21 protein-coding genes and 1 tRNA gene are annotated in these 21525 nt (G+C 70.0%); 11 read left to right on the top strand and 11 right to left on the bottom strand.

Annotated features, from left to right (window positions below; translation table 11 throughout):
- Positions 1–5 precede the first annotated feature (5 nt).
- The gene (locus DWB68_RS16200; RefSeq protein WP_158588253.1) at positions 6–986 is read right to left on the bottom strand and encodes a hypothetical protein; all 981 of its coding nucleotides are present in this window, start codon (positions 984–986) and stop codon (positions 6–8) included.
- A 148-nt stretch (positions 987–1134) separates the two neighbouring features.
- Here DWB68_RS16200 and DWB68_RS08035 point away from each other — a divergent pair, with 148 nt between their 5' ends.
- The 4 genes from DWB68_RS08035 (at position 1135) to DWB68_RS08020 (ending at position 4976) form a co-directional block, all read left to right on the top strand.
- A complete protein-coding gene (locus DWB68_RS08035) occupies positions 1135–1677 on the top strand; it encodes a peptidylprolyl isomerase (protein WP_119424625.1) in 543 nt (180 codons plus the stop codon).
- Between the two features lie 136 nt (positions 1678–1813).
- The gene (locus DWB68_RS08030; protein ID WP_119424624.1) at positions 1814–2689 is read left to right on the top strand and encodes a rhomboid family intramembrane serine protease; all 876 of its coding nucleotides are present in this window, start codon (positions 1814–1816) and stop codon (positions 2687–2689) included.
- Positions 2690–3394: 705 nt separating this feature from the next.
- Positions 3395–4378, top strand: coding sequence for a GNAT family N-acetyltransferase (locus tag DWB68_RS08025; protein WP_158588252.1), 984 nt, complete (start codon positions 3395–3397; stop codon positions 4376–4378).
- A 64-nt stretch (positions 4379–4442) separates the two neighbouring features.
- Positions 4443–4976 (top strand): DUF4442 domain-containing protein, encoded by a 534-nt coding sequence (locus DWB68_RS08020; RefSeq protein ID WP_233548678.1) that lies wholly within the window; start codon positions 4443–4445, stop codon positions 4974–4976.
- Between the two features lie 17 nt (positions 4977–4993).
- Here DWB68_RS08020 and DWB68_RS08015 read toward each other — a convergent pair whose 3' ends face one another.
- Complete coding sequence (locus DWB68_RS08015) at positions 4994–5506, bottom strand: DUF3817 domain-containing protein (protein ID WP_119424646.1); 513 nt, start codon at positions 5504–5506, stop codon at positions 4994–4996.
- 141 nt (positions 5507–5647) lie between these two features.
- The gene (locus DWB68_RS08010; protein ID WP_233548677.1) at positions 5648–5974 is read right to left on the bottom strand and encodes a cell division protein CrgA; all 327 of its coding nucleotides are present in this window, start codon (positions 5972–5974) and stop codon (positions 5648–5650) included.
- Between the two features lie 121 nt (positions 5975–6095).
- Between DWB68_RS08010 and DWB68_RS08005 the strand changes: the two genes are divergently transcribed.
- Genes DWB68_RS08005 through DWB68_RS07995 form a run of 3 tightly spaced genes read left to right on the top strand, consistent with a single transcriptional unit; the run spans position 6096 to position 7684 of the window.
- Positions 6096–6839 carry a class E sortase gene (locus DWB68_RS08005; RefSeq protein WP_233548676.1) on the top strand — a complete coding sequence of 248 codons (744 nt, stop codon included), beginning with the start codon at positions 6096–6098 and terminating at the stop codon, positions 6837–6839.
- A gap of 4 nt (positions 6840–6843) precedes the next feature.
- Entirely contained in the window at positions 6844–7026 is a 183-nt protein-coding gene (locus DWB68_RS08000) for a hypothetical protein (RefSeq protein ID WP_119424621.1), read from the top strand.
- Between the two features lie 19 nt (positions 7027–7045).
- Positions 7046–7684: an anthranilate synthase component II gene (locus tag DWB68_RS07995; RefSeq protein ID WP_119424620.1), complete on the top strand. Its 639-nt coding sequence runs from the start codon at positions 7046–7048 to the stop codon at positions 7682–7684.
- 116 nt (positions 7685–7800) lie between these two features.
- On the opposite strand, the gene pknB is transcribed toward DWB68_RS07995, so the two are convergent.
- From pknB to DWB68_RS07960, 7 genes are read right to left on the bottom strand one after another with little or no spacing between them, the layout of a single operon-like run.
- Positions 7801–10056 carry a Stk1 family PASTA domain-containing Ser/Thr kinase gene (gene pknB, locus DWB68_RS07990; protein WP_119424619.1) on the bottom strand — a complete coding sequence of 752 codons (2256 nt, stop codon included), beginning with the start codon at positions 10054–10056 and terminating at the stop codon, positions 7801–7803.
- A 53-nt stretch (positions 10057–10109) separates the two neighbouring features.
- A complete protein-coding gene (locus tag DWB68_RS07985; protein ID WP_119424618.1) occupies positions 10110–11774 on the bottom strand; it encodes a protein kinase domain-containing protein in 1665 nt (554 codons plus the stop codon).
- Positions 11771–13240: a peptidoglycan D,D-transpeptidase FtsI family protein gene (locus tag DWB68_RS07980; RefSeq protein WP_119424617.1), complete on the bottom strand. Its 1470-nt coding sequence runs from the start codon at positions 13238–13240 to the stop codon at positions 11771–11773. The genes DWB68_RS07985 and DWB68_RS07980 overlap by 4 nt, the downstream gene beginning before the upstream one ends.
- The gene (locus DWB68_RS07975) at positions 13237–14697 is read right to left on the bottom strand and encodes an FtsW/RodA/SpoVE family cell cycle protein (protein WP_119424616.1); all 1461 of its coding nucleotides are present in this window, start codon (positions 14695–14697) and stop codon (positions 13237–13239) included. The genes DWB68_RS07980 and DWB68_RS07975 overlap by 4 nt, the downstream gene beginning before the upstream one ends.
- A 29-nt stretch (positions 14698–14726) precedes the next feature.
- Positions 14727–16154 carry a PP2C family protein-serine/threonine phosphatase gene (locus DWB68_RS07970; protein WP_119424615.1) on the bottom strand — a complete coding sequence of 476 codons (1428 nt, stop codon included), beginning with the start codon at positions 16152–16154 and terminating at the stop codon, positions 14727–14729.
- Position 16155: 1 nt separating this feature from the next.
- A complete protein-coding gene (locus tag DWB68_RS07965; protein ID WP_119424614.1) occupies positions 16156–16650 on the bottom strand; it encodes an FHA domain-containing protein FhaB/FipA in 495 nt (164 codons plus the stop codon).
- Positions 16651–16654: 4 nt separating this feature from the next.
- Positions 16655–17443 carry an FhaA domain-containing protein gene (locus DWB68_RS07960; protein ID WP_119424613.1) on the bottom strand — a complete coding sequence of 263 codons (789 nt, stop codon included), beginning with the start codon at positions 17441–17443 and terminating at the stop codon, positions 16655–16657.
- 383 nt (positions 17444–17826) lie between these two features.
- Between DWB68_RS07960 and DWB68_RS07955 the strand changes: the two genes are divergently transcribed.
- The 3 genes from DWB68_RS07955 to DWB68_RS07945 all read left to right on the top strand — a co-directional run bounded on the left by DWB68_RS07955 (position 17827) and on the right by DWB68_RS07945 (position 19354).
- Positions 17827–17910, top strand: a tRNA-Leu gene (locus tag DWB68_RS07955).
- A gap of 265 nt (positions 17911–18175) precedes the next feature.
- Positions 18176–18682 (top strand): hypothetical protein, encoded by a 507-nt coding sequence (locus tag DWB68_RS07950; RefSeq protein WP_119424612.1) that lies wholly within the window; start codon positions 18176–18178, stop codon positions 18680–18682.
- Between the two features lie 147 nt (positions 18683–18829).
- A complete protein-coding gene (locus DWB68_RS07945; RefSeq protein WP_158588251.1) occupies positions 18830–19354 on the top strand; it encodes a TetR/AcrR family transcriptional regulator in 525 nt (174 codons plus the stop codon).
- 74 nt (positions 19355–19428) lie between these two features.
- Here the strand turns inward: DWB68_RS07945 and DWB68_RS07940 are convergent, their stop codons facing one another.
- Entirely contained in the window at positions 19429–20223 is a 795-nt protein-coding gene (locus DWB68_RS07940; protein ID WP_119424610.1) for an SDR family NAD(P)-dependent oxidoreductase, read from the bottom strand.
- A gap of 77 nt (positions 20224–20300) precedes the next feature.
- On the opposite strand from DWB68_RS07940, the gene DWB68_RS07935 reads away from it, so the two are divergent.
- Positions 20301–21395: an LLM class flavin-dependent oxidoreductase gene (locus DWB68_RS07935; RefSeq protein WP_147391623.1), complete on the top strand. Its 1095-nt coding sequence runs from the start codon at positions 20301–20303 to the stop codon at positions 21393–21395.
- Positions 21396–21525: the final 130 nt, after the last annotated feature.

The raw sequence follows: 21525 nt of genomic DNA, 5'->3' as shown, positions 1-21525 counted from the left end.
GGCGATCAGGCCTTCTCGGCAGCCTTCTTGGCGGCCTCGGCGGCCTTCGCCGCGGCGTTGGCGACCTTGGCGCCCGCGTCCTTGGCGCCGTCGGCCGTCTTCTCGGCGATGTCCTTCGCCGTGTCCTTGGCGTCGGCGACGACGTCGGCGGCCTTGTCCGCCGCCTTCTCGCCGGCGTCCTGGGCCGCGTCCTTCGCCTCGGAGGCCTCGTGCTTGACGGCCTCGGCCGCGTGCTTGGCGGAGTCGGCGATCTTGGCCTTCACGTCGACGAGGGGCACCGAACGCTCGCCGGCGGCGGCGTTGGCCTGCGTGGGGGCCTTCTCGGCCGGGGCCGGGTTCTTCCACGGATCCTCGACGGGTTGCGAGGCCTTCCACACGGCCACGCCGGCGGCGACGAGGCCGGAGAACAGGACGAACAGGAAGAAGCGCTTCTTGCCGCTCTTCTTCTTGGAGGCCTTCGCCTCCGCCTTCGCCTTCTCCGCCGCCTCCTTCGCCGCGACGGCGGCGGCCTTGGCCTGCGCCTTGAGATCCTTCTTTGACACCTTGAGCTGCTTGCTCACCTTGTCGCTTCCCTTCTTGACGTTCTCGGTCAGAGTCTGTGCGATGTGCTGGGCCTGGGCGCTCGCTTCACGTCCGGCCTCCTTGGCGCTGTCGATGGCCTTGTCCGCGGCGTCGCTCGCGCGCTCCGAGAACTCGGAGACCGCGTGCTGGACGTTCTCGCTCACGGTGGCGGCGCCGGCCTGGGCCTGCTCCCCCAGCTCGTGCAGCTTGGGGGCGGCGTTCTCCTGGACCTTGTCGACGAACTCGGCCGCGCGCTCCTTGGCGTTCTCCAGGCCCTCCTGGATCTTGGGTGCCACCTGCTCGTACCCCTGGCTCAGTGCCTCGGCCGCGGCGTGGACGCGCGGGGCGGCCCACTCGCGCACGCTCTCCACGGTGTCCGAGACCGTGCGTTGCACATCGCGGGCAATGGAATTCTTGTTGGTCATAACTCCCCGATTCGTCATGGCGTGGTCTCGTTAGCCTACTTCCCTGAGCGCGCTTTGCACCGTGCGGGGCCACTCTGGCGCCTGGGTGTTCACTGAACGCGGAGGTTGCGCCGTGCTTGGTGCGGGGGTGCCATGGAAGAATGTGGGCATGACCGCGATTCCCACGCACAAGGCGACCATCCACACGAACCAGGGCGACGTCGTCGTCAACCTGTTCGGCAACCACGCGCCCAAGACGGTGCAGAACTTTGTTGGCCTGGCCACGGGTGAGATCACCTGGGTCGATCCGGCCACCGGCGAGCAGCGCAACACCCCGCTGTACGACGGCACGATCTTCCACCGCATCATCCAGGACTTCATGATCCAGGGCGGCGACCCGCTGGGTCAGGGCGTCGGCGGCCCGGGCTACCAGTTCGACGACGAGATCCACCCCGAGCTGGACTTCACCGCCCCCTACAAGCTGGCCATGGCCAACGCCGGCATCCGCATGGGCAAGGGCACCAACGGCTCGCAGTTCTTCATCACCTCCGTGCCGACCACCTGGCTGCAGGGCAAGCACACCATCTTCGGCGAGGTCGCTGACGAGGCCTCCAAGGCCGTCGTCGATGGCCTGAACGCCGTCGCCACCGATGGCCGCGACAAGCCGCTCGAGGACGTTGTCATCTCCTCGATCGACATCGAGGCCCTCTGAGCCTCGTAGCTCATGCGTCCCGCGGGGGCGGTTGCCGGCCTGATGGTGCGGTAACCGCCCCCGCGGCGTCTTTCCTGTCACCGTCCCGCGCGCCCGGCGCGCGGCCCCATTCGTTCCTTGAAGGAGCCGCTCGAGCATGAGCACCCATCCTCAGCCCCCGCAGGACGTTCCGCACTGCCCGCGCCACCCCGATCGGGTGAGCTACGTGCGGTGCCAGCGCTGCGGCCGCCCGGCCTGCCCGGAGTGCCAACGGCCCGCCGCCGTGGGCGTGCACTGCGTCGATTGCGTGCGCGAGGCCCAGGCCGGGGTGCGCCAGGTGCGCACCGCGAGCGGCGTCGTGGTCCGCGCCCGCAAGCCCATCGTCACCTACGCCATCATGGCGCTGTGCGTCGTCGGCTACCTGATGCAGCTCTTCGTGCCCGGCTTCTCACAGGCCTTCGTCGAGTGGAACCTGGCCGTGGGCCACGAGCCGTGGCGCATGCTGACGGCCGGCTTCCTGCACGACACCTCCAACCCGCTCCCGGTGCACCTGGCGCTGAACATGCTCTCGCTCTGGTTCCTGGGCCGGGCGCTCGAGCCCGTGCTTGGACACTGGCGCTTCGCCGCGGTCTTCTGCCTCGGTGTGATCGGCGGCAGCGTGGCGCAGGTGCTCCTCTCCGATCCCACGACCTCGGGCTGGGGCGCCTCGGGCGGCATCTTCGCGATCGGCGCGGCGCTGCTCGTGGAGCTGCGCCACGATCGGCAGTCGCTCATCTCCATGGCCGTGGTGCTCGGCATCAACCTCGTCTACGGCTTCACGATCGGCGCCAACATCTCGTGGCAGGCGCACGTCGGCGGGCTCGTGACGGGCCTGATCCTCGGCGGGATCTACGCGAGCGGCACCAAGGTGAAGAACCGCGAGGCCTACCATGTGGCCTGCACCGTGCTCGTGGGCATCCTCCTGGTGTGGCTGGGCATGTACCTCGGATTCCAAGCCTGGGACGCCTACGTCGGCATGGCCTACGCCTCCTGAACGCCCGACGACGCGGGGCTCGGCCCCCGCTCACGCTCGCCCCCGGTAGCCTCCTCAGGCCGCCGGGGGCGAGCCGCGTTGAGGGGGAAGGGAGGGGCTCCGGTCGGGTGTTCACAGGCTTACCCACAGCCCTTGTGCACAATGTGGACAACTTACACGCGTGTGATTCGAGCGCGCCGACTGGGACGCGGTGCCACGCCTGCGCCGGGATGGCGGGGATTCCCGGACTCTCGGGCCGAGCGAGGTAGATATATGCCCGGTTGTGCACAGACTTTATCCACGGCTGTGGACAACTCTTGTGCACCGAGGGTGGATAGGCGTGGCGCTTCGAGGCAGTGCGGCGCGGCCGGCCCGGGTGAAACGCGGTGTGAGGGGGGATATCCACCCCTCGTCCACCTTTTCTCCACAGATCATCCCCACAATGTGGACAACTTACATCGGTGTGATTCTCCCGGTCGCGACGGGGTGCATCGCAGCCCTGGGGCGGGACGACTCCGCAGGCACCGTCGACGCGGCGCCCGCGCGAGCGACCGAGCCCCCTGATTGAGCGGGTTGTTCACAGCTGTGGATAACTCTTGTGAACATCGTGTGCATGGGGCTGGGGATGGGCGACGTCGGCGTCAGCCCTGGCGCGAGGTCGGAGCGCTGTCGTAGGCTGGCGCCGGAAGTGATTGAGAGAACTCAATGATTGGAGTCGCTGTGACGATGCCGGAACCGTTGACCGCGCCGCGCGTGCACTTCCGCGCGGCCACCTGGGAAGACCTCGAGGAGCTCAATGCCCTCACCAATCGCGTGGCCGTGGCCGATGACACCGACGAGCTCGTCGAGTTGGAGGACCACGCCGAGGAGTGGCGCCGCGCCGACTTCGATCCTGAGCGGGACGTGGTGCTCGCCGTGGCGGAGGAGGGGTCGATCGTCGGCTGGGCCGAGGCGGGCGTGAGCTCGTCCCCGCGTGACGGCGCCATTCGTGCCTATGCCGGCGGGGGCGTCGCGCCCGAGCGGAGGGCCGAGGGGATCGGCACGGCGTTGCTGGCCTGGGTGAGCGAGCGGGCGGCTGCGAAGGCCGCCGCGCTGCACCCCGGTGTCAGCGTCGTCGTCTTCGGCTGGGGGCGCGAGGAGTCCTCGGATTCCGCGCAGCTCCTGCGCTCGGCTGGCTTCGCCCCGGCGCGGTACTTTTCCGATATGCGCGTCGAGTTCGCCGGCTGGGCGGGCGCGGAGGCCGTGGAGCCGCTCGGGGAGCCTGGCTCGGTGCTGATTCGCCAGCCCGGCGTCGAGGACGAGGAGGCGGTGCGCCTGGCGCACAACGAGGCCTTCGAGGACCACTGGGGTTCGAGCCACCAGACGGCTCAGCGCTGGGGCGAGATGTGGCGCAAGCGCGTCTTCCGCCCCGAGCTCTCCAGGATCGCCGTGGATGCTGCCACGGGCGAGGTGTTGGCCTATGTCCTCAGCGAGGTCTGGGTGGAGGGCGAGCAGTACGTCTCGCTCGTCGGGACGCGCCGCGCGGCGCGCGGTCGGCGGCTCGCCTCCGTGCTGCTGGGTGGTGTGCTCGAGGCCGGTCGCGCGGCTGGGCTGAGCAAGGCGGAGCTGGGCGTGGACGCCGCGAGCCCCACGGGCGCCAACGGCGTGTACGAGCGCGCGGGCTTCAAGCTCGTGCGCACGGGGGTGACGATGGACCTCCCGGCGCGCTAGCCGGCGACGAAACACTCGGCGCAGCCCCTAGTTACTAAAGGGTAACTTCACCTAAGGTGGCCCCATGAACGCCACCACCCGCCGTCGTGCACCGCTCCCCGCCGTGAAGCGCCTTCTGGGCGCCCCCGGCCGCGTCGTCTCGCGCGGCATGGCCAATCCCGCCGTGCTGCGGCGGGGCATGAGCCTCTGGCCCCCCTTCCTGGGGGCCGGCGTGGTGGTCGAGGAGCTCGACAGGGAGTGGCGCAGTGCGCAGGTGCGCCTGCGCCGCTCCCCGCTCAACGCCAACTACGTGGGAACGCAGTTCGGCGGCAGCCTCTTCTCCATGTGCGATCCCTGGTTCATGCTGCTCGTGCTGCGCCGCATGGGGCTCGGCTATGTGGTCTGGGACCGCCGCGGGGACATCGAATTCGTCTCGCCCGGGCGCACCGCGGTGCGGGCGCGCTTCGAGGTGAGCGACGAACGCATCGCCGCGATCAAGGAGGCGGCCGCGGGCGGCGACAAGGTCCTCGAGTGGTTCGAGGCCGAGGTCAAGGACGCGCAGGGAGCCGTGGTGGCCCGCTATCGCAAGCAGGTCTACGTGCGGGCCAAGCGCTCCTGAGCGAGCCCGAGCGGCGATCAGCCCTTGGGGATGGGTGGGCCCAGGATGAGCAGCACGGTGACGACGACGCCCACAAAGACCACGCCAAGCACGATCGCGAGGGCCGTGTGGCGCAGGCACCACGCCTGCAGACGCTCGAGGGGGCCGGAGGGCTCCTCGCCGCCCGCGCCCAGGCGCCAGCTGGTGCCCAGCAGGCCGGCCTTGAGGGTATTGCGCTCGAACGGGTAGGTGCAGAACGGGATGATGGCGCTCAGCAGGCCCAGCGCGCCGCGGCCCGCGCTCCAGCGTCCGTCCACCCACACGAAGACCGTCACCACGCAGTAGGAGACGAAGACGATGCCGTGCAGCATGCCGGCCACCGGCACCACGGCCGGCGTCATGTCGGTGTACTTGAGGGCCATGCCGAAGAGGAGCAACGCCCACGTGATCATCTCGCCCAGGGCGAGCGCGCCGTAGAGGCGGCGGGGCGAGAAGCGCCCCTCTGGCTCTGCGGAGCCGGTGGCGGGAGTGTTCTGGGCGGGCGTGCTCATGCTGATCCCCGGATCGGTCGTCACGAATTCTTATCGACAATGCGTCGGTAAAGAAGTATAGCCGGACGAAACGAACGGCCCGGGCCGCCGTTGAGGCGATCCGGGCCGTTCCCGCGGGCAGGCCGCGAACGTCACAGGGGGCTAGTCGCGCCAGCCCATCATCATGATGAAGCCGACGAGGGCCAGGCCGAAACCGATCATGATGTTCCAGTTGTTGATGCCGGGGATCGGCAGCCCGACGCCCACCATCGCCGCAATGTAGTAGGTCACGATCCACAGCAGGCCCACGATCATGAGGCCAAACATGATGGCCTTGTACCAGGTCGGAACCGGCTTGAACTCGCGCGCCTGTCGCTCCCGCTTGGCCTCGCGCTGCGCCTCGGCGGCAGCACGCTTCTCCGGGTTGCCGATCTTGGCGATGTCCTTGTCGATCGACTCGGACTTTCGGGGCGAGGTGGACTCTGGCACGGTTTCCTCCTGCGACCCCTGTGATGGGGCCGACGGGCGATAGGCTGGACCGACCCTACGCGCACGCGCGGGTCGGCAACATCCTAACTGTTCAACGCTCCGGCAACGGGGAAGGAGCCAAGTGGCACGGAATCAGCCGCGGCGAGTCGCGCCGCGACGTGGTGTCATCTCGATGCTCGTGGGTGGGCTCGGCGAGATCCTCCTGACCCTCGGCGTCGTCCTCCTGCTCTTTGTCGTGTGGCAGCTCTGGTGGACCAACCTCGAGGCCGACAACACGCAGAACTCCGCCCTCAAGGCGATCTCGCAGGACTTCAAGCCCGCCCAGGCCGGTGAGAAGCCGCCCGCCGTGCCCAAGCACCCCATCGAGGGCAAGGTCTGGGGCGTGCTCTACGTCCCGGCCTTCGGCGACGCCTATGCCAAGCCCATCGCGGAGGGTGTCGGCATGGACGTGCTGGACACCGTGGGCGTGGGGCACTACCCCACCACGCAGATGCCCGGCCAGGTCGGCAACGTCGCGCTCGCCGGCCACCGCCAGACCCACGGCCAGGTCTTCTGGGACATGGACAAGCTGAAGGCCGGCGACAAGGCCTACGTGCAGACGGCCGCCGGCCTGTACACCTACACCTACCGCTCCACCGAGATCGTGGCACCCGACCGCGGCGACGTGCTCTTCCCCGTCCCGGGCGAGGCGGGAACCAAGGCCACCGAGAAGCTCCTGACGCTGACCACGTGCCACCCGCCGTTCACGACGGATCTGCGCATGATCGTTCACCTCGAGGAGACCGCCTTCACCCCCGCGGACAAGCCGTTCCCCGAGGAGATTCGCGAGCTCGTCAAGAAGACCACCGATGTAGGAAAGGGCTGACACCATGTACGCCTGGCTCTTCCGCCACCTGCCCGGACCCCTGTGGATCCGCATCATCCAGACGCTGCTGCTCGTGGCGCTCGTGGTGCTGATCCTCATGAACTACGTCTTCCCCTGGGCCAGCCAGTACTCGCCGTGGACCGATTCCACGGTGGGCGCCGCCGCCCTCTCCCCCGCAGTCCTGTAGAAGAAAGCGTGACCAGCGCATGAGCACCTCCGTCCTGGTGATCGACAACTACGACAGCTTCGTCTTCACGCTCGTCGGCTACCTGCGCGAGCTCGGGGCCGAGACGACCGTGATTCGCAACGACGACCTCCCGCTCGAGGAGGTCCTGCGGCTGGCCGAGGCGGCCGACGGGGTCCTCGTCTCCCCCGGCCCCGGCAACCCGGCCGGCGCGGGCGTCTGCCTCGACGTCATCCGTTGGTGCGGCGAGACCTCCACTCCCATGCTCGGCGTGTGCCTGGGGCACCAGGCGCTCGCGGAGGCCTTCGGCGGCGTCGTTTCGCACGCCGAGGAGCTCATGCACGGCAAGACCTCCCGCGTGAGCCAGGAGGGCCACGCGCTCTTCGCCGGCCTCCCCGAGACCTTCACCGCGACGCGCTACCACTCCCTCGCCGTGGAGCCGGCCACCGTGCCCGAGCAGCTCGAGGTCACGGCTCAGACCGCCGGCGGCGTCATCATGGGCCTGAGCCACCGCACGGCGCCGCTGTGGGGTGTGCAGTTCCACCCCGAGTCCGTCCTCACCGAGGGCGGCTACCAGATGCTCGGCAACTGGCTCGAGTCCCTCGGCCTCGAGGGCGCGGCCGCCAAGGCGGCCGGCCTCTCCCCGCTCATCACGCGCTAAGCCCTGCCCGACGGCGGGTGGTCACCACCCGCCGTCGGGCACCGGCGCGCTGGAGACAAGACAACGGCGCCGGCGGCACCCTTACGGGTGCCGCCGGCGCCGTTCCGGTCCGGGCCTTACTCGATGACGTCCAGCACGATCTCCGTGCCGGGCTTCGCCTCGGAGTTCGGCGCGAGCGACTGCTTGGCGACGGTGCCCTGGGCGCCGTCCTCCACCTCGACCTGGTTTACGCGGACCACAAAGCCGGCGGCCTGCAGGGTCTGCGTGGCGGTGGCGACGTCCTGACCCATGACGCTGGGAACCAGCTTGAGCACGGCGTTGGAGACGAACACGCGGATCTCGGTGTCGGGCGTGACCTTGGAGCCCGGGGCCGGGGACACCTCCACCACCGTGCCGACAGGCTGCGAGGATTCCTTCGGGACGCTCGTGACCTTCGTGAAGCCCTTGTCCTTCAGGATGGACTGCACCGAGGCCTCGTTCTGGCCCACGAGCGTGCTCGGGATCTCCAGCTTGGTCTTGGCCATGAGCAGCGTCACCTGGGTGCCATAGGGCTGCTTGCTGCCCGGCTGCGGATCGGTGGAGACGACCTTGCCGCTCTCCACCGTGTCGCCGCCATCCACCTGGCGCGAGGTCTGCGCCACCGTGAAGCCGAGCTGGGTCAGCGCGGTGCGCGCCTCGTCCTCGCTCATGCCCTTGATGTCCTTGGGGATCTCGACCTCACCCTTGGAGACCAGCAGGGTCACGGCGCTGCCCACCTGGGCGTTCTTGCCCATGGCCGGATTGGTGTTGACCACCTTGCCGCGCTCGATGTCCTTGCCCTCGACTTCCTGCGTCTTCGCGTTCACCTCGAGGCCCAGGGCCTTGAGGGCGGCCGTGACCTCCTCGACGCTCATGCCTGCCAGGTTCTTGGGGATCGCGACGGTGTCCGGACCCTTGGAGACCTTCATGATGATGCGCGTGCTCTTCAGCGTGGGCACGCCGGCGCCGGGGTCCGTCTCCACGACCTGCCCCTTGGGCACCTCGTCGCTGAAGACCTCCTCCTGGGAGAGATCGGTGAAGCCGGCGGCCGTGAGCTCGGCCGAGGCCTGCTCCACCGTCTTGCTCGCAACCGTCGGCACCGCCACGCGGGCGTTCTTCTCGGCCTCGTCCTTCATCCAGTTCCAGACGAAGAAGCCGCCCACGCCGATGAGCGCGACGAGCACGAGTGACACGGCCCAGATGATGCCCTTGCGCTTGGAGTTCTCGCGGACGTGCGCCGGATCGGAGGCATCGCCAAAGAAGCCGGAGCCGTCCTGCTCCGGATCGCCCAGCACGGTGTCCAGGCGGCCCGTGGTCGGGGCCGGCTCGCCCGGCAGGCCGGCCGCGTAGGCAGCGCCGGCCGGCACGGCGGACACGATGCGCGTGGCGTCGTCAGACTCAGCCGGGATGACCGTGGTGGCCTGCGTGAGGGCGGGCATCTCCCCGCGCAGCGCCTGGCGCAGCGCTGTGGAGAAGTCCGAGGCGCTTTGGAAGCGCTCCTCGCGGTCCTTGGCCAGGGCCGTGGCCAGCACGGCGTCCAGGGCCGGCGTGACCTGCGGGTTCAGGGTCGAGGCCACGGGGGGCTGCTCCCCCACGTGCTGGTACGCCACGGAGACCGGGCTGTCGCCGAGGAACGGCGGGCGGCCCGTCAGCAGCTCGAAGAGCAGGCACCCGGCCGAGTACAGGTCCGAGCGCTCGTCCACGGACTCGCCGCGGGCCTGCTCTGGCGAGAGGTACTGGGCGGTGCCCACGACGGCCTGCGTCTGCGTCATCGTGGCGGCGGAATCCGCCAGCGCGCGGGCGATGCCGAAGTCCATGACCTTGACCGCGCCGGCGTCCGTGATCATCACGTTGGCCGGCTTGATGTCACGGTGCACGATCGACTGCGCGTGGCTCGAGGTCAGCGCGGCGAGGACACCGAGCGTCGCGTTGCCCGCGTCTTGCACGGGCAGCGGGCCGCCGGAGAGCCGTTCCTTGAGCGTGTGGCCGCTCACGTACTCCATGACGATGAAGGGCACCTTGAGGGAGGCGTGCTCCCCCGGCACCTGCACATCGGTGTCACCCGTGTCGTAGACGGCAACGATCGAGGGATCGTTGAGTCCGGCCACGGCCTTGGCTTCGCGGCGGAAGCGGGCCTGGAACACGGGGTCACGGGCCAAATCCGACCGCAGGATCTTCACGGCCACATCGCGGCCGAGCAGCAGATCGCGGCCCTTCCAGACGTCCGCCATGCCCCCGCGGCCGATCAGGGCACCGAGCTCGTAGCGGTCGTTGAGCACGCGCTGCTTGGGGGTCGCGGCGGACCCGGACGGGTCTTGGGGGGACGAATGGGCGCCCCTGGACTGATCAGTCACGGGTCACCTCCTGGAGGTCTGTAGTGGGTGCGGTTCGCGAAGGAATCGGGAACTCAGCTGCTCTTGGCGGACGGGGTGGTGCTGGCCGGCGTGCTCGCGGGCGTGCTCTGCACGCTCTGCGAGGTCTCCGGCGGATTGCTCGAGGACTCCGGCGTGGTCTCGGTGCTCTCCGGAGGATCCGTCTGGGCCGGCGGGACCGCGAAGTAGAGCGTGATCCGCTTGTCGAACGAGACGTAGTCGTTGGCCGGGGACATGTCCACGACGCTGGATTCCTCGGCCGTGGCCTCGCGCGGGCTCTGCCTGATGCTCGTGTATCCGAGCGAACGCAGCTGGGCCTCGGCCTCGTCGACCTGCATGCCGATGAACTGCGACTTGTCCAGATACGTGGCGGTTGACGAGGTGGAGGGCGTCGACTCGGTTGACTCCGTGGTCTCCGTCGGCTGGCTCGACTCGGTGGTGGGGTTGCTCGACTCCGTGGTGGAGGCGGAGGCCGAGGTGCTCGGCGGCGCCGTGGTGGCCTCCGACCCTCCCCCGAAGAGCTGGGAACCGAAGATGATGCCGAGCACGATCAGCGCCACCACCACGGCGCCGACGATGCCCCAGATCAGGCCCTTGCGGGAGCCGGAGGCCGGCCGGGCGGCCGGGTCGAGCTCGTCGTCGGCCGGCTCCTGCTGGGTCCCGCCCGACGCCGCGGGCTGGGTGGGCGAGGCCGTCGCCGCGATCTCGTCCGCGGGCGTGGGAAGCGTGGGCAGGGCGCTCGTGGCGGGGGTGGCCTGGGCGGAGATCGCCTGGGTGGCCTGCGTGGTCGCCTCGAGCGGGCTCGTCATGGCCTGGGTGGCGGCGTCGCCGGCCCCCAGGAACGCGGCCATGCCCGGCACGGCCGCCACGGCGGCCTCGGTGCGGCCGGCGCGCAGCGCGTCGGCGGCGATGGCCAGCTGGGACGCGTTGGCGGGGCGGTCCGCCGGGTCCTTGGCCAGCATCGAGAGGATGAGGGCGCGCAGCGGTAGCGGCAGCGTTTCGGGCAACGCCGGAGGGCGGTCGTTGACCTGCGCCAGGGCAATGGCGATCTGCGATTCGCCCGTGAACGGGCGGCGACCGGCCAGGCACTCGTAGCCAATGACGCCGAGCGAATAGAGGTCAGATTGGCCCGTGGCCGTCTGGCCCGTGGCCTGCTCCGGCGCCAGGTATTGGGCCGTGCCCATGACCTGGCCCGTGGCGGTCAGCGGCACCTGGTCGGCCAGGCGGGCGATGCCGAAGTCGGTGATCTTCACCTTGCCGTTGGGCATGATGAGCAGATTGCCCGGCTTGACGTCGCGGTGCACCAGCCCGCGCGCGTGCGCGGCGGAGAGCGCCCGCGCCGTCTGCGCGATGACGGAGAGCGTGAAGTCGGGCGTCAGGACCCGCTCGCGCTCGATGATCGTGGAGAGGGGCTCCCCCGGCACGAGCTCCATCACGAGGTAGGCCGAGCCGTCGGCCTCGCCGTAGTCGAACACGTTCGCGATGCCATCGTTGTTCAGCAGGGCAGTGTGCCGGGCCTCCGCGCGGAAGCGCTCAAGGAAGCCGGGATCGCCCGTGTATTCCTCCTTGAGGATCTTGATGGCCACGACGCGCCCGAGGACGTCGTCGAGGGCCTTCCAGACCTCGCCCATGCCCCCGATGGCGATCCGGTCGGTCAGCCTGTATCGGCCGCCGAGGGAGATGCCGCTGGTGGGTCTCACTTGTTGAACACCGCCTTGAGTACGTTCTTCATAATCGTGCTGGTGAGCCCGTGGCTCTGGTCGTAGGTGATGTTCTCGACGTTCACCGCGATGGCGACCTCGGGATCATCGGCCGGGGCGAACCCCGTGATCCACGCGTTGACCTTGCCGGTCCCCGTGCCGATCTGCGCCGTGCCGGTCTTGGCGGCGATGTCGAGGCCGGGAACGGCCGCCCGCCTCGCCGTGCCCGACTGCACCGGGCCGCGCATGAGCTCGGTGACGTCGTTGGCAATCTGCGGCGTCGTCACGGTGGAGTACTTCTCGGCCTTGAAGTCCTGCAGGACCTTGAGGTCGGAGCCCGTGACCTGCTTGATGAGCTGGGGCTTCATCAGCACGCCGTCGTTCGCGATGCCGGCGGAGACCATGGCCATCTGCAGGACCGTGGTCTGCACGTCGTACTGACCGATCGAGGCCGAGGCGAGGTTGCCGGGGGACATCTTGTCCGTGGGCCACACCGAGGCGGCCGTCGGGGAGAGACCCAGCCAATCCGGCTTCGAGTTGAAGCCGAAGCGCTCGGTCACCTCCTTCATCTTGTCCTGGCCGATCTCCTGGATCGCCTGGCCGAAGGGGGTGTTGCAGGACTGGGCCACGATGAAGCGCAGCGAGGCCTTGTCGGGCTGCTGCGAGCAATTGCCGCCGTCGAAGTTGCCGAGCGGCGTGCTGGTTCCGGGCGGGGTCCACTTCAGGGAGTTGTCGTACTCCCCGTCGAGCTTGAAGTAGCCCGTCTCCATGCCGGCCACGAGGTCGAGGACCTTGAACGTGGAACCGGGGGACACGCGGTCCTGAACGGCCGGATTCCAGTAGAGCCGGATGTTCTTGTTCTTCGAGAGCTCCGCGCGGTTGGCGGCGGCCTTCGAGGTCGACTGCACGGCGAGCAGGTTGGTGTCGAAGCTGGGCTTGGACACCATGGCCAGGATCTCGCCGGTCTTGGGGTTCAGGACGACGACCGAACCCTTGAAGTCATCGGGCAGCGCGTCGTAGGCCGCCTTCTGGATCTTCGGGTCGATCGTGAGCTCGATGTTGGCGCCCTGATCCTCCGTGCCCGTGAACAGGTTCGCGATGCGGTCGAAGAACTGATCGTCCGAGCTGCCCATGAGCGTCTGGTTCTGGGAAGACTCGAGCTGGGTCACGCCGGCGTCCAGGCTGAAGTAGCCAGTGAGGCCCGAGTACAGCTTGGCGTCGTTGTAGACCCGCTTGTAGGCGTAGGTGCTGCCCTCGGGGTTCTTGACCGACTCGGCGATCGCCTCGCCTCCGGCCAGGATCGTCCCACGCGGGGAGGAGTTGGCGGCGTCGAGCTTGCGCGAGGTGTTCAGCGCATCGTTGTTGATCGCGTCGGCGGCGAAGAACTGCACGTAGGTCGTGGCACCCATGATGATCGCCAGGAGCGCGACGATGGCGACCCAGGTGCGCCTGATGGCCTGGTTCACGCGTCCTCACCCCCCGCGAGCGGCGCGCCGGGGCCGGTCTCGCTGGCCTCCTGCGCGCGCTTGGCCTCGACCTTGCGGTCGATGAGGCCCTGCTCGGTGGTCGAGAGGGTGCCGCCGCCCGTGGAGGGGCGCCTGGCGTTGTGGGAGATCAGGAGCAAGAGGGACACCAGGATCCAGTTGGCCAGCAGGGCGGAACCGCCCGCGGCGAGGAAGGGCGTGGCGAGGCCGGTGAGCGGCATGACGCGCAGGACGCCGGCCGTCACCACAAAGAACTGCAGCGCGAGGATGAAGCTCAGGCCCGTGCCCAGCAGCTTGCCGAAGCTGTCGCGGGCGCCGAGGGCCGCGCGGATGCCGCGGCTGATGAGGATGAGGAAGAGGCAGACGATCGCCAGCATGCCGATGAGGCCGAGTTCCTCGCCGAGGGAGGCATAGATCATGTCGGACTTGGCCACGGGGATGCGGTACGGCTGTCCGCCGCCGAGGCCCGTACCCACCATGCCGCCGTTGGCCATGGCAAAGAGGCCTTGGACGATCTGCAGGCTTCCGCCCTTGGCCTCGTAGACGTTCGGGTCGAAGGCGTTCAGCCAGACGTTGACGCGGCGCTGGACGTGGCCCATGAACATCATGGCGGCGGCGCCGCCGAGCACCATGAGGCCCAGGCCGATGACGATCCAGGAGACGCGGCCCGTCGCCACGTAGATCATCACCATGAAGAGGCCGAAGAACATGATGGCCGAGCCCAGATCGCGCTGGAAGACCAGGACGCCGAGGGCCACGGCCCAGGCGACGAGCATGGGGCCGAGATCGCGGGCGCGGGGCAGCTGGAGCGGGCCGATCTTGCGCCCGGCCAACAGGATGAGATCCCGCTTGGAGCCGAGGTAGGACGCGAAGAACAGCGCGAGCGTGATCTTGGCGAACTCACCCGGCTGGAGCGAGAAGGAACCCACGCGGATCCAGATGTTGGCGCCGTTGATGGTGCCGGCGCCGAGGCCCGGAACGAGCGGCAGGAGTAAGAGGACCACGGAGGCGGCGAGCCACACGTAGGTGAAGCGGCGCAGCACGCGGTGGTCGCGGATGATCCACATGACCACCACTGCGCAGATCATGCCTAGTCCGGTATATAACAACTGGCTCGTGGCTGCATTGCTGCCCGCCGCCGCGCTTGAGGCCAGATCGAGGCGGTGGATCATGGCCAGGCCGATGCCGTTCAGGGCCACAACGACCGGAAGAATGAACGGATCGGCATATTTTGCCCACAGGCGCAGAGAAACGTTCACGCCGAACCCCAGCAGGCCGAGGACGACCACGTGGGTGATCCAGGAGGTGTCGTTGCTCGAGGCCCCGACGCTGGAGGAGACGAGGAAGTCGGCCAGGGCGGTGACGCCCAGCGCGAGCAGGAGCAGGAAGAGCTCGAGGGTGCGGCGCGTGGGCTGCGGGCGCTGTCGTTTCGCCTTCATGCCGCTTGTAGCATCAACAACGGGGGCGCTCACTGGGGCACCTCCTCGGTGCAGAAGGCCGGGGCCTCGCTGCTCACCGAGCCGCCGGCGCCGGGTGCCACGACGGTGCATTGCTCCTTGGCCTTGAGCACGATGAGGCGCAGGGTGTCCATGGCCTCCTGGCGATTTTCGGCCGGGATGCCGGCGCTGAGCTTGTCCTGCCAGAACTTGGGCAGCACGTCGACCGGCACCTGCGTGGTGGTGTCCACGTGGGAGAGCTTGAGCGGGCCGATGTCCTGGGAGACGCCCTGGAAGACGGCGACCTTGCCGTTGTCCAGGCCGGCGAAGTAACGGGTCTGCGTCCACGTGTACCCGAAGTACAGCACCGAGGCGAGCAGGCCGATGCACACCACAAGGATGCCCGGGAGCACCCAACCGCGGCGACGGCGCGGCTCATCGGTGAGCAGCTCGGCCTCGGGGGCCAGCGCATCCGCCTCGGCCTGGGCCGACTTGTGGTTGAGCAGGGCGGCGGCGCGGCGCTCACCGGAGCGCTGCGTGACGATCGGAATCTGCCCGGACTCGGTCGCGAGCAGGGCGGCGCCCACGAGGGAGTGCGGGCGATTGGCCATCTCGTGGCGCAGGATCGCCTGGTTGGCGGCAAGGTCGCCGTCGGCCGCCACGCGCAGCTGGCCGGTGTCCGGCGAGGGATCATCGGCCGCCTCGGCGGGGGTGCGGGGAAGCGAAGGCGGCGTCGCCGCGTCGTCGAGCACCTGGACCACCACGGCGGTGACGTTATCCGGGCTCCCCAGCTCCAGCGTGCGCTGGACCAGGGCGTTCGCCGCGTCCTCGACGGAGCCTGACAGGCGCACGATGCGCTCGGTCTCCTCCTCGGGAACCACGGCGTTGATGCCGTCGGAGCAGAGCATCCAGACCTCGCCGGGTTCCACGGGGAACTCCTGCAGATCGAGCTCGGGGGAGGCATCGGAATCTCCGAGCACGCGCATGATCACGTTGCGGTGGGGGTGCACCTTCGCCTCTTCGGGCGTGATGCGGCCCTCCTCGAGCAGCTTCTCCACGAAGGTGTGATCGCGCGAGATCTGCTCCCACACGCCGTCCTTGAGGCGGTAGGCGCGGGAATCGCCGATGTGGGCGAAGCGGAAGCGATCGCCCGTGAGCAGCAGTGCCGTCACCGTGGTGCCCATGCCGGAGAGCTTGGGATTGGCGTCGACGAGCTCGTTGAGGATGATGTTGGCGCTCTGGATCTCATCCGCGAGCGTCGTGGCCGGGTGGGCCACGTCGGGGTGATCCAGGTGCACCAGATCGAGGACGGTGGATGCCGAGGCGACATCGCCGCCCACGTGGCCTCCCATGCCGTCGGCGACGACGGCAAGGTAGCGCCCGGCGTAGCCGGAATCGTCGTTCTTCTTGCGGACGCGTCCCACGTCGGAGGCGGCCGCGAAGTCGAGATAGAGCGCCATGCTACGGCCTCAACTCCATCACGGTCTTGCCGATGCGGATGCGCTGGCCGGGCTCCACCGGCTGGGCGCGCGTGAGCGGCGCGTCATCGATGAAGGTGCCGTTGGTCGAGCCAAGGTCCTCGAGGAACCAGCGGCTGCCCTGCGGGAACAGGCGCGCGTGGCGGCCCGAGGAGTAGTCGTCGTCGAGCACGAGGTTGGCCTCCTGGGCGCGGCCGAGCAACAGCGGGCTGGCGCCGAGGGGGAGGACGGTGCCGGCCCGGCTGCCCGCGAGCACCACGAGCTCACTCGCCGGGCGCGGAGCTTCCTCGACGGGCGGGGCGAGGGGTGTCTCGGGGGCCGGCGCCTTGAGGCCGCGGCGTTCGGCGCCGGCCGCGGCCACGCGGGTGCGCTGGCCCACTCCGAGATCGCGGCGCAGGGCCAGGATGACCACGAGAACGAGGATCCACACCAAGGCCAGGAAGCCGAAGCGCAGAAGGGTCAGGACGAGTGGTGCCACTGGGCTACTTCACCCCTTGGGGGTTGGCCTCAAGGCGGAAGGTGATGCGGGTGTGTCCCAGCGCCACCACCGTTCCGTCGAGAAGTTCGGTGTCTCCCGTGATCCGGGTGCCGTTCACGAAGGTGCCGTTGGTCGAGCCGAGGTCGCGGGCGTAGACCCGGTCCCCGCGGCGCACGATCGCGGTGTGCTTGCGGGACACGCCGGTGTCGTCCACCTGGATGTCGGCCTCGGACGAGCGCCCGATGGTGATCTCTTCCGCGTTGATCCCGTAGCGGCGGCCCTCGACCTCGATGACGGGGGTGGGTGCCTGCGGGCGCGGCGGCGGGGGAGCGATGCGGGTCGTGGCGCCGCGCGGGATCTCCGGGGCGGGCGCCGGCGCCGCGGCGGGTGCCGGGCGGGAGGGGCGCGGGGGTGCCGCCTGCGGGCCACCGAGGGAGGAATCGACCTCGAGGTGGCCGCGACCGAGCGAGGGGTCGTGGCGGAACGTGACGCTCACGGCGTCGCGCAGCGTGTAGTCCTGCGCCTGGGCGTGCTCCAGGGCGACGTCGGCAAGTTCCTGCGCGAGGGGCTGTCCCCAGCCGCGCGCCTTCTCGTAGTCCTCGTCGCCCAGGCGAACGGTGAAGGAGTGGGGCGCGACGGTGCGGCCCTCCGACAGTGCGAAGGCCTCGTCGTCCATGACGTTGCGGAGTCGATTGGCGATCTCGACCGGCTTGACGCCGTCGTTGGCCGCGCCCCGGAAGGCCTTGGCCACCAATCTCTCGAGGCCGCGCTCGAGTCCCTTAACGATGCCCATCGTGGCCTCCTTTCCTCAAACTGGGGGAATGCCGGCGCGCATGCGCCGACCGGACTCGTTGGCGGTGTCACCATGCGTCCCGCGAGGGGCGACCGGCGGGCCGCACGAGGGCACGCCGGGGTGATCACCGACACCGGTGTCCGGCCTCGATGCTACCCAACACGACTGCGAGGAGGGCGGAATCCCCGTGATAGCGCGCTGTGAAAGGGGTTGCGAAGAGGACACGACGACGGCGCGCGGCCGGGTTTTCCGCCGCCGGACACCGGGGCGCGGGCCGTGTCGAGTGGGCGGGGACGGCCCGATTAGGAATCTCGCGGAGAGGCCTGTAAGCTTAATCTCGCTCCGAATGCGGCCCCCACGGCCGCACCAGGTGCAGCTACTCTGCGCGAGTGGCGGAATTGGTAGACGCGCTGGCTTCAGGTGCCAGTGTTCGTAAGGACGTGGGGGTTCAAGTCCCCCCTCGCGCACAAAGGAAAGACCCGGTCCATCGGACCGGGTCTTTTGTTTTGCCCGGACGGTGATGAGCGGACTCGGGCTTGCTCCGGAGGCTGAGCCACGGGCTACGACGGCGCGTGGCCGGCTCCGCGGACCAGGCCGCGCGCCGTCGGGCGGGGAAGCCCCGGGGTCCGTGGACCCGGCCCGAGAAGTGTCTTTCCGTGGTCCTAGGGGCCCGAGGCGGCCCGGCGTAGGCTTCGCGCTGTCCGGCCCCCACCTGTCATTCAAGGAGCCAGCATGCGTCGTCGAGCCGTATTCCTCGCCGCCGCCCTGAGCGCGGCCCTCCTCGCGAGCCCCGTCGCCGCGGCCTCCGCCGCCCCATCGCCAGCCGCCGCCACGGTGCTGCGCACGACGGTCACGCCAGACCCGAGCTGGAAGTCCGTCACCTCCACCTATCTGACGAAGGTGCTCACCGGCACCCAGGGCGCCAGCAAGAAGGCGGGGGCGAAGCCGCTCGCGAAGGACGTCGCCGGCACCGCCGCGCTCATGCGCGCCTACGCCAAGAAGGACACGGCCTATCTGGCCAAGCAACCGGCCTCCTTCAAGATCACGGTGAAGCTCAAGAAGCGCACCCCGGCAGAGGCTCAGGCGCTCGAGGCCTCGACGCTCGCGGCGATGAAGTCCTCCGGGGCGCTCAAGAAGTTCTCCTCGAAGCGGCTCAGCAAGCTCTCGCTCGTGGTCTACACGCGCTTCGACGCTTCCGGAAAGCCCACGGCCCTGACGCTCTGGATGAGCGCCCGCTAGCCCCCTTGGCCCGGTGCCGGAGGGGCCCCTGCCCCGCCGGCACCGGGAGCGCGAGGCCCCTGCGGTATCGTCGCGGGCGAAGGGCGAGCGCCCGGCCCACGCCGCCGCGCGGGGCCGGAGGCGCACGGACGGCACGGCGGGAGCAGCGTGGAAAACAACAAGGCCGAGGGCATCGTCGACACCTACGTGTCGCTGCTCGTCGAGGCCGGGGTGCGCACGGCCACGATCGACGCCGTCGCGAAGGCCTGCGGCCTCTCCAAGGCCGGGTTGCTGCACTATTTCCGCTCACGCTCCGAGCTTGACGACGCCCTCGTGGCCCGCCTGCGCACCCTGCTCACGGAGGACCTGCGGCTCATGCGCGCGGCCGAGGGCGGGCCCGTGCGCTACTACCTGACCTCCTCCCTCGACACCGAGGCACCGCTCGAACGCGCCGTCGTCGCGGCCTCGCGCCTGGCGCAGGCCGGCAACGCGGAGGCCCGCGCGGCGCTCGCCGAGGCCCACGCCGCGTGGCTCGACGTGCTCGAGGACTTCCTGGGCAACCCGGTGCTCGCGCGCCTCGCGCTGCTGGCCGGCGACGGCGCGAGCCATCACGCCGACCTTGCCGAGCCGGGCGAGGAAGCCTTCCTGAGCGCCCAGGACATCGAACACTTCGCGCGGATCATCGAGCGCTGAGCGCCCGCCTGGGTCCATCGGAAGTGCACGACGGCGCGTGTCCGCTTCCGGGGCGGCCGGCCCCTGGCGCGGGCTCACTTTCGGCGCAGGATCGCGTCCCCGAGTGCAGGGAACAGGCGCACCGCGAGCGCGGCGAGCCGTGAGTCGGCTCCCGGCACGATGAGCCGCGGCGGGCGGGGGAGTGCGCGCAGCATCGCTTCGGCGACGTCCTCGGCCGAGAGCGTGCGGACCTTCTCCTCGCTCGCGAGCACCTCGGCCGGCTTGTCCACGTTCTCGGCGGCGAACCCCGGCGTGCGGGTGTTGGGAGGGCACAGCACGCTCACGCGGAGGCCGTCGCGGTGGATCTCGCGCCGCAGGGCGTCCGCGAAGCCGAGGACGCCGAACTTGGCGGCCGAGTACGCCGTGTAGCCGGGCACGGCCACGAGCCCGGCGAGCGAGCTCGTGAGGATCAGCCGCCCAGTGCCCGCCGTGCGCAGGGCGGGCAGGAGCGCCCGCGCCACGTTCATGGAGCCGAGCAGATTGACGGCGATGATGTCCTCCGCCAGTCCCACTTCGTCCTCGCCGAACCAGGCGGCGCGCGCGAAGCCCGCCGTCACGAGGACGAGCTGCGGGGTGCCGTGGAGCGCCAGGGCCTCGCCGAGGACCGCCTCGGTGCCTGCACGGTCGCGGACGTCGAGGGCGTGGGCCGCGTGCCGCGCGCCTGCGGTCCCGAGGGAGGAGAGCGCCGCCTCGAGTTTGGCGGGGGAACGCCCGAAGAGCACCACGCTCGTGCCCCGGGCGGCCAGGGCGCGGGCCGTGGCGAGGCCGATTCCCTCGCTGCCTCCGATGAGGAACGCGAGCCGGGGCGGGGTCGGGTGGCGCGTGGGCATGGCGTCAGGTTACGCGGGGCGACGCCTCGGGACGGTGAGTTTTTTGGCCCGTGCGCGGCGGACCTAGCGTGCCGGGCATGAGCTCTCGACTGCGCCTCGGCTTCCTGCACATCGTTCCTTTCGATCCCGCCGATCCGGGCACGGGGCTCCGGGACGCCCTCGACCTCTTCCGTTTCGCGGAGGAGCTCGGCTTCGACTCCGGGTGGGTGCGCACGCGGCACCTGCAGAAGGCGGCAGGCGCCCCCGGGGTCATCCTCGGCGCGCTCGCCGTGGCCACAGAGCGCCTCGAGCTCGGCAACGCCGTGATCCCGCTGGAGCACGAGAACCCCTTCCGCCTCGCCGAGGACCTCGCGACCGCCGACGCGCTCTCCGGCGGGCGCCTGCGCCCCGGCCTGAGCGTGCACCCGCCGCGTGGTGACGCGGCCTTCAACGCCGCCGTTTTCGGGGCCGGCTGGGAGGCCGGCGACTACGGCTACGGGCGCATCGAAGAGCTGCGGGAGATCCTGCGCGGCAAGAAGCTGCGGGAGGTGCCCCCGTACAAGGGGCTGGGTGGGGACCTCGACACCGAAACGGTCCAGCCGCTCGGCGTGGGGCTCGCCGACCGCCTCAACTACGGGGCCGGATCCCTGCGCTCGGCCACGTGGGCCGGGTCCGCCGGGCTGGGGCTCCTGCTCTCCAACATCTCCTCGGCCGAGGAGGGCAACAGCACCGTGGGGACGGCCCAGGCCGCGCAGATCGGCGCCTACCGGGCCGCCTACGCTGCCGCCCACCCGGCCGGGCTGGGCAACGTGGCCCATGCGCGCGTCGTCGTGCCGGTGGAGGGAACCACGCCGGAGCAGGAGGCGCGCTACCGCGCCTACGCGGAGGCGCGGAACCCGCGCACCGAGGGGATCGTGGGGGAGAAGACGATCATTGCGCGCGACATCATCGGCTCGCTCGACGAGATCGTTGAGGTCTACCGCGCCGACCCGTCCTTCGCGCTCGCCGACGAGGTGCTCTTCGAGCTGCCCATCGAACTCGAGCCCGCCGATTGGCGGCACCTGCTCACGCAGCTGGCCACGCGCGTGGGCCCGGCGCTCGGCTGGCAGCCCCGCACCGCGCCCGCGCGGTCGGGTGCCTCGGCGTCACGCGGCGACGCATCACGGTTTCGCTGGCGTCGCGCGGCGTCATGAAGGGCCGCCGGGGCCCGGCGGGCGCGTCGCGGAAGCGTCACGCGGGGACGTGGGGGAACACGTGTTCTCCGCCCGGGGCGCCCGCTTCGTAGCGTGAGCGGGCCGGGCATCGGGCCCGGCCGCACCCACG

Source organism: Galactobacter valiniphilus (genome assembly GCF_003575975.1).
Lineage (GTDB): Bacteria > Actinomycetota > Actinomycetes > Actinomycetales > Micrococcaceae > Galactobacter > Galactobacter valiniphilus.
The sequence above is the reverse complement of the archived record's forward strand: the minus strand, read 5'-3'. Positions and strand labels throughout refer to the sequence as shown.